The following is a 13,659-nucleotide window of genomic DNA, read 5'->3' on the forward strand; positions in this document are numbered from 1 at the left end:
ATCTAGTCCAGCAGATTGGCGAACGCCGAATTGCAGATAGACAAAACGGCGTAGGCGACGACAGGGGGATGCATGAGGACTTGGCTGTTTAGAACAATTGGGATTGTCGTACTACTTGTGTTTGCAACAATCGCACTTGTTTGGTTGCTACTTGCTGCGCCGCTTTTCTCGGAGATGCGACGTGACCTGGTCGAAAAAGTCCTTTCTGAACAAATCGGACAACCGATTGTAGTCAACGACGATGTAAGTGTCGCGCTTGGACGCATCACCCACATTTACGTCGGTGGTTTGGTTATCCCGAGCCAATCAATGCCGGAAACATCTCTTGCAGAATTGAACCTTCTGGAACTGGAATTGGATGTTGCCGCTTTGGCCAATCGTCGTCTGCACTTTGACAACCTCGTCGTTGACGGTCTCCAGGCGAATTTCCTTACAGCTGCTGACGGCACTACAAGTTGGCGAAAAGGCCGACCGACGCCAAAACCTGAACCCGAAAACGCCACGGAAGAGGACAATCAAGAGGCTATAGCTGAGACAGGCGGGTCCAATGAGGGCGACCCAGAAGGTAGCGGGATCCTCTCATTCCTTAGCGACAAGAATGTAGCTTTCACATCCATTGGGTTGAACATTGATGATCAAACTTCTGGCTTTTCGTTCGTGTTTGACCTCCAGTCTCTCGCTCTGGAACAGGTAGATAAAGGGCAAAGAACAAAGGTCTCGGGGACAGGTTCCGTCAACAATCAAAGTTTCGAAATCGAGGGTGACTATCCTCATAGCGCACCGTTTACGACGCGCGCCAATTTTGGCGAAATGACGGTGAGCTACGACGGCGAACCATTTTCGGAAAGCGAGGGAGGCGGCTATCGTGCCATCTTGCAGATGGACACTGGTGAGTTCGGTGACTTTCTTGAAGTCATTGGGCTGGAGCGAGTTCTGGAAGGGAATGGCCAGTTGCAAGCAGAGCTTGTTTCTCAGGATGCTCTGAAAATCGAAACCTTTACGACCACCGTAAACCTTGAGGACGGACAGCAACTTACAGCAGATGGATCGATAGAAGACCTCTACACAGCTCGGGGCGTTGATCTGCTATTCGACGCGCGGCTTTATCCTGAGGGGCAGCCGCCGAACGCAGCAAAGAGTTTCCAGGAGCTGAAGTTCACAGCCTTTGAAATGCACATGGTAGGATCACTTGCGTCTTTCGAGTTCGAGAAACTTCTGTTCCAAACTAACGCATTTGATCAAGGCCTGGACGTGATCGGGCCAGCCTCTATCGAACGCATTCGCCGCATGCCCGATGGTCGGCTTGCGATGCTGGGCATCGCCTTACAGGCTGGACCCATTGCGGACCCAATTCTAAAGGCCGACGGCGAAATTCTCGACCTGCTTCAGCTTCAGGACGTGACTTTCGAAGGCACACTCAACGGGCCGGCCAAATTGATTTTGCCAAATATGGATGAAGATTTTGTCGATCAGCTAGGTGGCATAAATGCCGACTTCAGCTTGTCCAATGAAGGAGGGCCTGTTTCGCTCAACAGGTTTAATGCAACCACCTATGGCACAGATATTTGGGCGCTTGACCTCGCGCTATCGGTCAGCGAATTGAAAGGGCTGTCAGGCCTTGATTTTGACGTGGAACTGGATGTCAGCGACGGAGCTAGTTTTCTGACTGCGCTTAAATTGCAACCTGTCGAGATTGGCGCACTTGCCGTCGATGCAGTGACGTCGAAGCAGGGCGAGGACTTCACTGCCTCAATCGAGTTTGAAGCCGGTTCGTCACACCTTCTGGCCGCTTTGGATGCAAAATTTCCCGAGGGCGCTTCTGTAATTCGCGGAAACGTTGCGAGTAAAAGGCTCGATTTAAACGATCTAAAAAACCTGACCGCTACGCTGGACCAGCTTAAAAGCTTGGTAGGCGACGCTTCAAAAGATCCTGAAACCGACGTACAGCCCTTGGTTCTACCGAAGGAAACCAACGTACAGCCCCTGGTTTTACCAAAGGAGAAAGGAAAGCCAGCCGATCTTCTGGATGTGCAGCGCGTACTGAGAGAGGCTGACGTCGAGGTACAGATCGACTTTAAGGAGATTGTTGGCCAACAAGGCGTAACTTCTGTTTCCAGCCAATTGTCTGCAAAAGAAGGGACCGTAGATTTTGGCCCGCTCCAGATGGCTTATGGCGGTAGAAACTTCAGCCTACGGGCAGTGATGGATCTGATTGACTCACCTGATTGGCTCTCCTTGTCGGGGTCAACCTCAGGATGGGAATTCGGAGAGATTCTCGATGAACTGGGTATCGGGATAGATGCATATGGGCTATTGAGTGGTGAGTTCAACGTTTCAGGCAATACCGCGTCTGGCAAAGCGTTTGTGAATTCCATGCGCGGCACTGCTTCTTTATCGATGTCACAAGGCTATGTCAGCACCAGCCTTCTGGAGTTGGCAGGGCTTGGTATTTTCCCATGGCTGTTTTCAGAGGAACTCCGTCAAGGTTACACGGACATAACATGCGTTGTGGCACCAATTAGCATCGAAGCCGGCCGGGTAAGCTCAGACTCCATCGTGGTTGAAACGGGTTCTGTTCAATTGGTGGCCAAGGGCCAAGTGGATTGGGTCAAAGATTTCATTGCGATCAGGGCAGAACCCCGTCGAGTTGGCAAACCGTTATCCCGTAGCGCGTGGCCGTTTGATGTGACTGGCCAACTTTCGTCACCGAAGTTCAAGTTGGATGTGGGTGGATCCAGAAACAAGGCTCCGGAAGGTGCTGATGCGATGCCAGCAGACAGGCAACCGTGCGTGCCAGACATGAATCAGCTTTAATAGTCGGTCACGACCTAGTTCTTGAGTGGTTCAGGCTGTTCTGCCTGACATGCCAAAACGGCCTCGATGGCTTTTGAGGACCCACTCAGATCAAGTTCTACTTCAGCCCCACTTTCACCAATTATCGTGACGCTTTGGCGTTTCCCGAATTCGGTTACAAACGCAGGGTTGTCGAAAAAGGCATACCCCCCGGGGACGCCATTTTTAAAAACACCTACGGCTTCGCCTTCAAACTTTGCGTCACCAAAATCGAAGTTCACGATACCGGTTGATCCGTCCTCAATCTGAACCCAGGCCGGATTGTAAGCGGCGAAGAAACCGCCAGCCTGATTGGGCGCGACGCCAATCTCAACTGTCATGTCGCCTTCGAAGGGCTTCCAAGCGAGACAGCCATTTCCCTTCTCGGGGTCGATTAGAATTGTCCAGTCGCCGGTTCCACCCCACCGCTCCATACCTGCGGCAAGAGCGCCACTCGCGAGAAGCGTTACTATTGCGGTAAATGTCCAATTGATCATCTGGAACCCCAAAACGTTCTGAAAATTATTGCATTAATCCTACCCATTGCTCTGGATCAATCAAACTAATCCGACAACCTGCAGGGGCCGGGTTAAATGGACCCAGAGTGGACTTGGTATTCTTTTACTTCGCTATATGAGCAAGCTTTCCATCCCATTCCTCAGTGGGAATCTTAGGGCTTGGCGGGTCAGCCATGTAGGACGGTGTCATAATTTGCGTACCGTTCTCGTTGAACACTTCCACGATATTTTGGTGTAGATCAGACAGAATCTTAGGCAAACTCGACCCTCGAGACGTGTATGCGTTAATCTCGTAATTGATGGAATAGTCAGCCAACTGTGTCCAAAGTACAAATGGCTCCGGGTTTTTCTTCAAACTCTGTGTGCGATGAGCCGCCTCTATCAACATTGCCGTGATTTTTTTTGGCGGCTCCTCGTACCCGATCCCGACCGTCGTGTGAACGAGAAGGCCTCGACCATCGACTTTTCGCGAATAATTCACGACCTCTGAGTTCAACAACTGAGCGTTTGGAATACTGATCATTTCGTTTTTGATGGACTTGATAAGTGTTTCCATGAGCTTGATTTCGGTTACGTCCCCAATCTTGTCTCCGACCATTATTCGATCACCAACATTCGTGCTGCGCCGATAGATGACAAACAGACCTGCCATCATGTTCGATACAACTGTGTTAGATCCCAACGAGACCATGATACCGGCAAGAATTGTCAGGCCTTGAAACGCCCGGGAACCTGAGCCCGGAATTTATGGGCAGCCGTGTGAGGTAAAGCTCAACGTGGCGAAAGCACGATTGTTGAAGAGACATCGCAAAGCAAGCACAGAGCCACTTATGATTGGCTTGTCCGTGAGCAGGAGTCTTTAGCGAAAACAGCGAATGGTCCAATGTCGACTTCGCTAAAATACTATTCCTGTCCGTCGTCAGCGCTTATGGGTCCAAATAGGGCGATTTGATAAGAGAGATTTGTTGGCTCATCAGTATCCACTGAGGAGTGGGACATAAGATATCCAACCAAAAGCTTTGGCGAGAAGCTTGCAGAAATTCGCCGCCGTCCATTCCTCCGTTCACAACCATTTCAATCAGGAACGCCACCTCTACTCACGAGAAAACTTTAAGCTGAACCGAAGCGCCGCTCTTGCCGAGTGGCGCGAACTGGGCGCGGGATAAAGGACAGCGTTACTGGCCTAACAGAGACGAGTTCGAATCCGTCTGACAGCACCGCCATTACACTCTGAATCGGTCGTAATCGCGAACTCATTTGTTGCCGATAATGCGCGACGTTTTTTGTCCGACGCGTGCGGTCCGGGTTAGACTTTCATCTCTAGTCGCGCATCTTGGAAACGGTTCAGAACGTTTGGCAGATCTTTGTCAGACAGTGCGCACAGGGCCGTTGAAAGTCCATCGGCAAGCGCTGCAGAATTTGCAGATACCGACAAAACCCGGCGCGCTGGTGTTTGCCCGGTGGGGCTGAGGATGTGACCGTGAGCGTCAGTCAGCATCAGGTTACCGGAATCAGAGGTCGCAACAGCTCGGTCGCACAGAGAGATACGCTTTGTGATCTGACTTTCGACGCCTGCCAAACCGACTTGCCAATCGCTCCCATCGTGACGTTGTCCCAGGGCCACGACTTCCCCCATATCGACCAAAACGTCTTGTAGCCCCTTTGATCTGAGCAGGGCAGCGATGCGATCTGTGATTGCCCCTTGCGCTACTCCATTCAGAGTCAGCGCCGAATGGCCGGGATAGGGCAGGCGCACGGCATCACTGTTAGCCGAGACCTTGTTCCATCCGATGGTTTTCCGGGCGGTAACGGTGTCGGTACCACTTACCAAAGCAGTCCATAAAGGTTGGATTGTTGGGTCGAATGCGCCCCCGGAATTCTCGTGCAAAACCGTGCACAGGCTGAACAGGTCCAACATCTCGGGTGCCGGATGCGACAGATACCCGTCGCGGTTCAGGCGTGAGAGTTGGGAATCCGGGCGGTACAGGCTGAAGATATCCTCAAGCCGTGTGACTTCTACTTCGATGGCGGCAAAAATCGGTCGGGCTTGGACATCTGTCAGACCGACCAAATGCATGCTTGCCGGTGCGCCCAACGCGGAACCGCGCCACCGTGCCGCTGTAGCAGGGCTAGCGATTGCAGGGCAGGTCGCGCTTGCAGCCGAGATGGTCAGAAACCGGCGGCGGGACAGAAAGGTCATGCGGGTGTCTCCAGTAGTAAGCCCAGATCGACCGGGCCTAGCACCTCGGAATCAGGGATCTCGGACAAGGGCAGGGCGGCACCGCCATACTGATCGATGAATGATGCGGCATCGTCTGAGTTGGAAAACGGCACCACCTCACGCGCACCCATGCCCCCTGCCACGTTGGAGCCGACAACAAATGTCGCGCCGTCGGCGTCGATCCAATTCGAGATGCCCGGCTGACGCCAGTTGGTTGCAACGCTCATATCGCTGACATAGACGGCGGTGATATCAGCGTCCCGTTCGGGGCTTTTGAGATAGGCTACCATGTCCCGCACCTGCGCAAAAAACAGCGGCGTGGGGTATCCTTCCAGGTGGATTTGCCCTTTGGGTCCGCCATGCTCGGCAATGCTCATTTGACAGAAGAAGCTCAGCGCATCGGGAGTCAGATCAACCGGGCCGGGGGCAACGGCGACCTCCTCCTTGCAAGCCGTCAAGGCAATCAGCGCAATCAGCGCAAGACGTTTCATGGTTCAACCCTCCGGAAGGCTGCACGGGCAAGGGCAAAGCCCAGTACCGGCCAGATCAGCAGCGAGGCGGGCGCGGCCCAGACCGGCAGCGCCTGCGCGGCCCCGGTCATGCCTGACGCCATCGCGACGCCCTCGGTCGCGGCGATGTTCCACAAACGAAATGCGTCGGCCGGGTTGGCCACCATCACCCATGGAAAGACGGATTGGGTGAAGGTGCCGCCCTTGTCCATGACCACGGCTCCCAACAAGCCAAGATCATAGAGGACGACAAAGACCAGCCAGAGCCCGGCCGACAGACCTGCCGCCGCAGTAGCGCCCCTTGCCAGAGCAGACAGCAGGTATCCCTGCGCCAGAAAGACGGCGCCTAGCAGGATGGATGTGAGGATGAGACGGACCAGAGCCAGCAGGCTTTCTGGACCAGCGCCACCAAACCATGCGGCCACTGCACCTGCGGTTCCAAAACCGACGGTCATGGCAAAAGCCAATGCCGCCAGATGGGCGGTGAATTTGCCCAGCATGATTTCTCCGCGCCCGGCGGGGTAGGATAGCAACAACGACAGGCTGCCCCGGTCCACGTCGCCTGCGATGGCGTCGAAAGCGATCATCAGCGCCAGCAGCGGCGCAAGATAGACCGAAAGCGTGGTCATCGAGGCGACCGAGACGGTCAGCATATCGACGCCCAGCGTGCCGGTCGGCGCGCTGCCTGCAAAGGTCAGGGCCAAGGCGAACAGCACCATGATCAGCGTGGCCATCAACAGCCAGCGGTTGCGGCGCAGGATCAACATTTCGGTGCGGGTGATGGCGAGGAAGCGGGTCATTGCATCTCCTCCTGTGCGTAATGGCGGTAGAGGTCTTCAAGTTTGGGCGGGGTCATTTCCACATCCGCCACGGCGTCGCCCAGTCCGGCGATGCGGCGCAAGGCCTCCATCTTGTCATCCGGCGAGCAGAGCAGTTCAACAGATGCACCGTTGATCCGGTTGCCGCCCAGTTCGGCGGCAAGTGCTTCGGGGTTCGCGCTGGCAAGCACTTTGAGGCGGATCGGCAGACCAGCCAGGGCCGACAGATTGTTGAGCGTGTCATCCGCGACCATTCGGCCTTCGCGCATGATGGCGATGCGGTCGGTGCGGGCTTCGACCTCGGTGAGAGCGTGGGAGGCAATCAGGACCGCTGTGCCTTGCCCGGCCAATTCATCGATGATGGCATAAAGGTCTTGCCGCGAGATCGGGTCCAAACCACTTGTTGGCTCATCCAACAACGCCACTTTCGGCTGACCCAGCAGAACCTGCGCCAGACCCAGGCGTTGGCGCATGCCTTTGGAGTAGGTTCCGATCCGGCGGTCCAGAGCGTTGCCAAGGCCCACGCGGTCCAGCAGGCCGCGAACATCGGCCTTGGACCCGGAGAGCTGCGCAAACAAGGTCAACTGTTCGCGGCCCGTCAGCGCAGGATGAAACGACACCGCCTCAGGCAAATAGGCAGTATCCCGCCGCGCCTGCGCACTGCCGGGAGTGGCATCTCCGATCCGGATGGTTCCGACATGGATCGATGTCAGACCGAGGATAGATTTGATCAGGGTCGACTTGCCCGCACCGTTATGGCCCAGCAGCGCCACGCGCTGACCAGGGGCAAGAGACAGGGTGATATCGTCGAGAACACGGGCTTTACCTCGGTCCTTGCTGACTTGGGTAATACTTAGGGCCTTATCCGTCATGAGGCACCTTTTTCATTGCTGGGGGTTCAGGGGCTTGCATCAGTGGGTTGCTGTCCATCACACCGCCCGGCAACAGCGCCGGGAAGGCCGATTGGGACCAGCGCACCAGTTGCACGGCGGGGGAGCCGAGCAAAAGTTTGGCCGCGGGTTGGGTCCACAGCACATGGTCCATACTGTCATTGGGGCGATAAGGGGCGTCGGCGATGCCGTCGCCGTCCACGTCATAGGCGGCAAAATCGGACCAGTAATTGCCGCGTTCTTCTTCGGACCACTCGACCCATTTGGTCGAGACGTATTTCACCTGCGTCCGGTTCCCGATGAACGCGTTGCCAACGATGCGGTTGCGTTCGGACCCGGCAGTAAAGTGGATGCCGATACCGCATCCCTCGAACCAGTTGTCGGTGAATTCGTTCTTGTTGGAGTTATAAAGGAAGGTGCATTTTTCCTTGGCACCGATCACGACATTGCCGGTGATCTGACTCTTGTTGGCGTAGTTCAGCATCACGCCATGTTCACGGTCACCGATTGAGACGTTGTCTGCGACTTTCACATTGGTTGTGAACATCACCGCATAACCCAGATCGTTGCCGATCGAGACATTGTTACTGACAACTGAGTCGTCGGCATACATGTAATGCACCGCAAAACGCAGGTCGCGGAACAGGTTACCGGTGAAGGTGTTCTTTTTCGACGAGTTCACAAAGATCCCGTCGCGGCCATAGCGGATGTCATTGCTATCCACCACGGAACCGGGCGCGTTCCAGACGTAGACGCCGTTTCCACGGTCGTTCATTCGCTGGTCTTGGCGACCTTCAATGCGGTTACCACGAACGATGCTGTCCTTGGCACCATGAATGTCGACGCCATAAAGATTGCCCAGCAGCACATTATCCTCGACCACGGGCGCTGTGGCCGTTTTGGTCAGTTGGATGCCGCTGTCGATCCCATCATGGCTTGAGCCCGAACCGATCACTGTCAGACCGCGCACGGTTACACTGGGCCCGGTCACGGTGATGACACTGCCTTCACCTTGCCCGTCGATGGTGGCCTGTCCCAGCCCGTCGATGGTGACGGGCCGATCCAGCACAAGTGTTTCGGTGTAGACACCGGGGCTCAGGCGAAGGGTGTCTCTATCCGCCGCCTGCGCCAGTGTTTCATTGATGGCCCCCGCCCGGTTGGGCACATCCCAGTCCGCTGCCCAAAGGGGCGAGCCGAGCAGGAGCGGTATGAGCAGGAGCCAACGCATGGGTTATGCTCCCGCCGGTTCGACCAACATGCGACCACGCATTTCCATGTGCAGCGCGTGGCAGAACCACTGGCAATAAAACCAGTGCACGCCTGGACGGTCGGCGGTGAAGGTGACCGATGCGGTTGCCATCGGAGCCACTTCCATCGCGATGCCGTAGTTGCCCAGGCAGAAGCCGTGGGTCACATCGTCCACGTCATCCAGGTTGGTGATGTAAACCGTCACCTCGTCGCCCTGTTTGACGGTGAACTTTTCAAGGCTGAAGGTCGGGGCCTGCGAGGTCATATAGACCCGCACCTTTTTGCCGTCCCGGATGGGTTCTTCGGCACCTTCTTCCAGATCGATGCCATCGGCTTCGGCCTGTTTGCGGGCGTCTTCCCATGTGACATCGGCGCGATCCCAAACGTTGACCGGGTTGACGATGTCGGCGCGAACCATGATCGAGTCATGCGGCTCAGCAAAGGTCGGACCGTCGTGAACCACTTTCATCTCGTTGGATGAGATGTCGATCAGCTGTTCATTTTCGGGCTTCAGCGGGCCCGTGTTCAGGAACCGGTCTTTCGAGAACTTGTTCATCGAAATCAGCCATTTGCCGTCGGCCTCCTTGGTTTCACCCATGGTGGTCGAGTTGTGGCCCGGCTGATAGTGCACATCAACCTTCGAGATGATCGGGTCCACGTCCTCACCGGCATAGGCCTTGATGGCGTCTTCGATGTTCCACTTCACGATCTGACTGTCGAGGAACAGCGTGGTGAACGCATTGCCCTGACCGTCATAGGCGGTGTGAAGCGGGCCAAGACCCAGCTGCGGTTCACCCACGATGCAGGAGCGTGGGTCGGCATCGCTTTCGAACAGGGCGTCTAGTTTGGTGATGTCCATGATCGAAACGGTGGGCGACAGCTTACCGTTGATGCAGACATGCTTGCCGTCAGGCGCAGTGTTGATACCGTGCGGCGAGTTCGGGATCGGGATGTAACGGGTGTACTTCTTGTTCTGACCCTTGCGTCCATCCAGAACCTTGACGCCTTTCAGTTCCTGATAGTCACCGGCCTCAATCCCTGCTTCGATTTCTGCGAGGTTGAAGACAACGACATGATCCAGCTCGTTTTCGGTCATCTCGGCCAGGTTCATACCCATTTCCGAGTTGTACGAGGTCGAATAGGCGTATTTGCCCTGATAGTCGCAGTCCGTGTTGTCGAGGTTCCCGGACACGATCACCTGCCACGCCACTTCCATGGTGTCGCCGTCCAGCGCGGTGAAGATGTTCACGTATTGCGACGGATCGTCCAGCACTGTGCCATCGTTGACCAGCGGCGTTTCATCCTCACCATTGGCAAAGACATAACCGGTGCGCGGGAACTTCTGCGGACGTAGACCGTGGATCGCCTTGGCATTCGGAATCTCGGTGATCTTGTCGCATTTCATCACATCGCAGCGCACGCGGGCGACGCGGGTGTTGGCCTTGTCGTTCATGAACAGATAGCGGCCATCATAGGTACCATCGGTGAACGACATGTGCGGGTGGTGAAGGTCGCCGTTGTCATAAGTTTTCAGGCCGCGCTTGGCGAGAAACTCTTTGGTCTCCGGCAGCAGGCCGTCGGTCATGATCTTCAGCGATTCATTGGTCTGGCCCCAGCCGGTGGCCGAGCAGCGGTTGAAGACCGGCACCCGCATCAGCTCGCGCATGGAAGGGAAGCCCAGGATACGCAGTTCACCGGTCTGACCCGAGGACCAGAAGCCGTAATATTCGTCCAGTTCGCCGGGCTGCAGATTGGCATTGGCGGCGGCGCTGGCCTGTTTTGCGGTCATCAGGGTCGAACCCAGACCGGTCCCGGCCAGCACGGCGCCGGTTGCGGTTGCGCCCAGCATCCCGCGACGTGTGATGTTCAGTTTGTTGTCATGTTCCGACATGATCGTTCCTCCTTTAGGAAACGGTTTTCGGTTTGGCGTTCGGATGGTTCGCCGGTGGTTGTCCGAGTGGGGTCTTGAGATCGACCGACCCTGTCTTGGCCCGCCGCTTGAGCTGGCGGATAACGACGGGACATTTGTCCTCGGACTGGTAGAGCACCTGACAATGCAGGCAGGTGACGCACTCGTTCGGATTGATCTCACCGGTTGGGTGGATCGCCTGAACGGGGCATTCGTTGGCGCAGGTCTGACAGGGGGTGCCGCAGTCCTTGTAGCGGCGCAGCCAGTCGAACATGCGAATTCGGGCGGGGATGGCCAGCGCTCCGCCAAGCGGGCAGAGGTAGCGGCAGTAGAACCGTTCAATGAACAGCCCGATCCCCAGCAGGGCCAGCGCAAAGACCACAAAGGGCCAGTCGCGCATGAATTTCAGAATGATCGCGGTCTTGAACGGTTCGACCTCGGCATATTTCTCGGCCAGCGGAATCGACACGAAGCTGAGGCCGAAGAGACCCAGAAAGATCATGTATTTTGCAGGCCAGAGGCGTTCGTTCAGACCCCAGGGCAGCGTCCATTGCGGCACTTTCAGCGCGCGGGCGATCTTGTTGGTCAGTTCTTGCAGGGCACCAAACGGGCACAGCCAGCCGCAATAGGCCCCACGACCCCAGAACAGCAGCGCTGCGGCGACGGCGAACCATTGGATGAACACCAGCGGGTCCAGCAGGAAAGCGTCCCATGAAAAGCCCGTGCGCAGGCTGCCTGCCAGTGCCATCAGGTTCACCACGCTCAGCTGTGCATTGGCGTACCAGCCGATGAAGAACAGGGTTAGCGTCAGATATCCGATGCGGAACCAATAGAAGGTCCGTGCATTCATCGTGGCGTGGAACTGGAAGAAGAAGGTCGCGGTCAACACCAGCAGCATGACGCCCAAACCGACGATTTCGACCGTGCGGTCTTTCCAGATACGCTTCCAGAGGGCGGCCTTGGCGGCGGCTTCGCTGGTGGCGTCATCGACGACGGCAGGGGCGGCGACCGGCAACAGGTACTGTTCAGGCAGCTTGTAGCCCAGATCGAAGGTCAGGAAGGTTTTCTCAACCGCACCCACGGCACGCTGTACCAGCAGTTGCAGGCGAAACGGTTCGGCCGGGTCGAACTCGGCCTCGGCCGGGATTTTGAAGATATCCAGTTCGGTGAAACTGGGCGCATCGGGGGCTGCGACCTTGCCCAGACGCTCTTGTTGCTTGTCAAAGAACCGAACGGAATTGTCGCCCTGGATCAGCTGAATGCGGTCGAAAATACCTCCGCGCACATAACCTGAACCCTTGAAGCTATAAGCCCCACGCCCCAGCACCAGAATGGCCTGTTCGCCTTCGTCCAGCCGCTCGGTCAGGTTCTGATATTCAGCCTCGCCCAAAAGGGACTTGCCGATCGAAGGGACCGAGACCAGCGCCACGTGCATGTCGATGAACGTGTCATCCGGCTCGCCCGGTTCCGGGCGTTTGATGGCACGCTGATCGCCTGTGGCTGCAAAGGCGGCATTGACCTGACCGACATCCAAAGTCAGGCGTCGGACCGAGCCATCGCCGGATAGAGTGGTCCAGTCATAGACTGAGTTCTTAGCCATATCGATTTCGCGCTTGGGACCATCGGCTTGTAACGGCGACAGACCACCCAGACCCAGCGCGCGGGCTACCTTGATGCCGCCACGAACCAGGCTGTCATCAATCACCATGATCGTGACCGTCGCGCCCGAGATGATGTCGAGGTCATGCCCCTCACCACCAGTTTCAACCTCGACTTTCAGGTCGAGCCCGGCATAGCCCTCGGTCAGTTCGACCATGCGCGAATTGGGAATGCCGATCAGAACAATGGGTTCCGAGTGCTTGACCAGTTTCACACCGGTCAGAACTGCGTCGTCGTCGATGGCGGCCACTACGTGGATAGGTTTGCCCGAGTAACCGGTGGTGCCGACGAAGTCTGAGGTCAAAAAGGCCCAGGCGACAGTCGCGCCACCCTTAAGAACCGGGGCAACGGGCATGTCATCGCGCACGGGACCAAAGGCATCGGCTTCGGGGACCAACTCAGAAGGGGTGATGTCAGGCAGGAAGCTGGCGAGGCTGTCAGCATGGGCACTGATCGCCATCAGGCAGGACAGGGTAAGGGCCAGCAGGAATTGGATTGCGCGACTTACGGCCACAGCGCACCTCCGGATACTTGGATTGACGCTATGGACGCGCGCTGGGCGCGTTCGATGTATTTCTTGGGCGCAGTCGGGGGGCCACGGGTTTCAGGCCACAATCGTTTCAAGCTGCAAACCTCAACCAGATGGCGGGGCGAAAGGTGTTCGGTGTGAATAACGTTGTCCCGTGCCAGGACAGGCAAGTTCGGCACCGGGGCCGCCGAGGTGACCGCACACAGGGCGCAATCGGCGCATTTGGGGCAGGGCGCGGTTGGGTCCAGGTCTTCCTCCTCAAGGTCTATCTGGACCCAGACCGCCCCTGCCTCCGAGCAGATTTCCACCCACATGCTTTGGCCGGGACTCGCCAGCGCCGGACCGATCGTTTGCAACAACAGCATAAGGATACCCGCCAACGCACACGTCGCACGTAACGCGCGAACAGGGAGGCTGTGCAGAGGGCTAAGGGCGGGCATGGAGAATCCAACTCGGAAATCGTTCCTAAGTCGTAGGGGATTCTCGCTTGGTGATACTTGACTTCGGTTAGGCTGCAGGAAATTTC

The 13,659-nt window shown here is 56.7% G+C and carries 11 protein-coding genes and 1 pseudogene; 2 read left to right on the plus strand and 10 right to left on the minus strand.

From position 1 onward, the window contains the following. Positions 1 to 72 precede the first annotated feature (72 nt). Positions 73 to 2,814, plus strand: coding sequence for an AsmA-like C-terminal region-containing protein (locus DHN12_RS20495; RefSeq protein WP_108861848.1), 2,742 nt, complete (start codon positions 73 to 75; stop codon positions 2,812 to 2,814). 14 nt (positions 2,815 to 2,828) lie between these two features. On the opposite strand, the gene DHN12_RS20500 is transcribed toward DHN12_RS20495, so the two are convergent. Both DHN12_RS20500 and DHN12_RS20505 read right to left on the minus strand, forming a co-directional pair. Continuing rightward, positions 2,829 to 3,329 (minus strand): hypothetical protein, encoded by a 501-nt coding sequence (locus DHN12_RS20500; protein WP_108861849.1) that lies wholly within the window; start codon positions 3,327 to 3,329, stop codon positions 2,829 to 2,831. Between the two features lie 124 nt (positions 3,330 to 3,453). Further along, a complete protein-coding gene (locus DHN12_RS20505) occupies positions 3,454 to 4,041 on the minus strand; it encodes a mechanosensitive ion channel family protein (RefSeq protein ID WP_255415478.1) in 588 nt (195 codons plus the stop codon). Between the two features lie 334 nt (positions 4,042 to 4,375). On the opposite strand from DHN12_RS20505, the pseudogene DHN12_RS24895 reads away from it, so the two are divergent. Then, positions 4,376 to 4,516 (plus strand): annotated as a pseudogene (locus DHN12_RS24895) (IS6 family transposase); the annotation flags it as partial. Positions 4,517 to 4,656: 140 nt separating this feature from the next. Here the strand turns inward: DHN12_RS24895 and DHN12_RS20515 are convergent. The 8 genes from DHN12_RS20515 to DHN12_RS20550 are packed head-to-tail and all read right to left on the minus strand — an operon-like array spanning position 4,657 to position 13,573. Then, on the minus strand, positions 4,657 to 5,550 hold the full coding sequence (locus DHN12_RS20515) for an FAD:protein FMN transferase (RefSeq protein ID WP_108861850.1): 894 nt from the start codon (positions 5,548 to 5,550) through the stop codon (positions 4,657 to 4,659). Further along, complete coding sequence (locus DHN12_RS20520) at positions 5,547 to 6,062, minus strand: nitrous oxide reductase accessory protein NosL (RefSeq protein ID WP_108861851.1); 516 nt, start codon at positions 6,060 to 6,062, stop codon at positions 5,547 to 5,549. The genes DHN12_RS20515 and DHN12_RS20520 overlap by 4 nt, the downstream gene beginning before the upstream one ends. Further along, positions 6,059 to 6,880 carry an ABC transporter permease gene (locus tag DHN12_RS20525; RefSeq protein WP_108861852.1) on the minus strand — a complete coding sequence of 274 codons (822 nt, stop codon included), beginning with the start codon at positions 6,878 to 6,880 and terminating at the stop codon, positions 6,059 to 6,061. The genes DHN12_RS20520 and DHN12_RS20525 overlap by 4 nt, the downstream gene beginning before the upstream one ends. Further along, a complete protein-coding gene (locus DHN12_RS20530; RefSeq protein WP_108861853.1) occupies positions 6,877 to 7,770 on the minus strand; it encodes an ABC transporter ATP-binding protein in 894 nt (297 codons plus the stop codon). Before DHN12_RS20530 ends, DHN12_RS20525 begins: the two co-directional genes overlap by 4 nt. Next, positions 7,760 to 9,016, minus strand: coding sequence for a nitrous oxide reductase family maturation protein NosD (locus DHN12_RS20535; RefSeq protein ID WP_108861854.1), 1,257 nt, complete (start codon positions 9,014 to 9,016; stop codon positions 7,760 to 7,762). Before DHN12_RS20535 ends, DHN12_RS20530 begins: the two co-directional genes overlap by 11 nt. Before the next feature lie 3 nt (positions 9,017 to 9,019). Continuing rightward, entirely contained in the window at positions 9,020 to 10,927 is a 1,908-nt protein-coding gene (gene nosZ, locus DHN12_RS20540; protein WP_108861855.1) for a TAT-dependent nitrous-oxide reductase, read from the minus strand. A gap of 13 nt (positions 10,928 to 10,940) precedes the next feature. Continuing rightward, positions 10,941 to 13,064: a NosR/NirI family protein gene (locus DHN12_RS20545; RefSeq protein ID WP_234416714.1), complete on the minus strand. Its 2,124-nt coding sequence runs from the start codon at positions 13,062 to 13,064 to the stop codon at positions 10,941 to 10,943. Positions 13,065 to 13,108: 44 nt separating this feature from the next. Then, positions 13,109 to 13,573, minus strand: coding sequence for a hypothetical protein (locus tag DHN12_RS20550; RefSeq protein ID WP_108861857.1), 465 nt, complete (start codon positions 13,571 to 13,573; stop codon positions 13,109 to 13,111). Between the last annotated feature and the right edge of the window lie 86 nt (positions 13,574 to 13,659).

Source organism: Ruegeria sp. Alg231-54, from assembly GCF_900143525.1.
GTDB lineage: Bacteria > Pseudomonadota > Alphaproteobacteria > Rhodobacterales > Rhodobacteraceae > Ruegeria.

Coding starts and splice junctions, on each gene's coding strand:
- DHN12_RS20545 (WP_234416714.1), bottom strand. CDS start 13,064: ATGGCGATCAGTGCCCATGCTGACAGCCTCGCCAGCTTCCTGCCTGAC.
- DHN12_RS20520 (WP_108861851.1), bottom strand. CDS start 6,062: ATGAAACGTCTTGCGCTGATTGCGCTGATTGCCTTGACGGCTTGCAAG.
- DHN12_RS20495 (WP_108861848.1), top strand. CDS start 73: ATGAGGACTTGGCTGTTTAGAACAATTGGGATTGTCGTACTACTTGTG.
- DHN12_RS20500 (WP_108861849.1), bottom strand. CDS start 3,329: ATGATCAATTGGACATTTACCGCAATAGTAACGCTTCTCGCGAGTGGC.
- DHN12_RS20525 (WP_108861852.1), bottom strand. CDS start 6,880: ATGACCCGCTTCCTCGCCATCACCCGCACCGAAATGTTGATCCTGCGC.
- DHN12_RS20505 (WP_255415478.1), bottom strand. CDS start 4,041: ATGGTCTCGTTGGGATCTAACACAGTTGTATCGAACATGATGGCAGGT.
- DHN12_RS20530 (WP_108861853.1), bottom strand. CDS start 7,770: ATGACGGATAAGGCCCTAAGTATTACCCAAGTCAGCAAGGACCGAGGT.
- nosZ (WP_108861855.1), bottom strand. CDS start 10,927: ATGTCGGAACATGACAACAAACTGAACATCACACGTCGCGGGATGCTG.
- DHN12_RS20515 (WP_108861850.1), bottom strand. CDS start 5,550: ATGACCTTTCTGTCCCGCCGCCGGTTTCTGACCATCTCGGCTGCAAGC.
- DHN12_RS20535 (WP_108861854.1), bottom strand. CDS start 9,016: ATGCGTTGGCTCCTGCTCATACCGCTCCTGCTCGGCTCGCCCCTTTGG.
- DHN12_RS20550 (WP_108861857.1), bottom strand. CDS start 13,573: ATGCCCGCCCTTAGCCCTCTGCACAGCCTCCCTGTTCGCGCGTTACGT.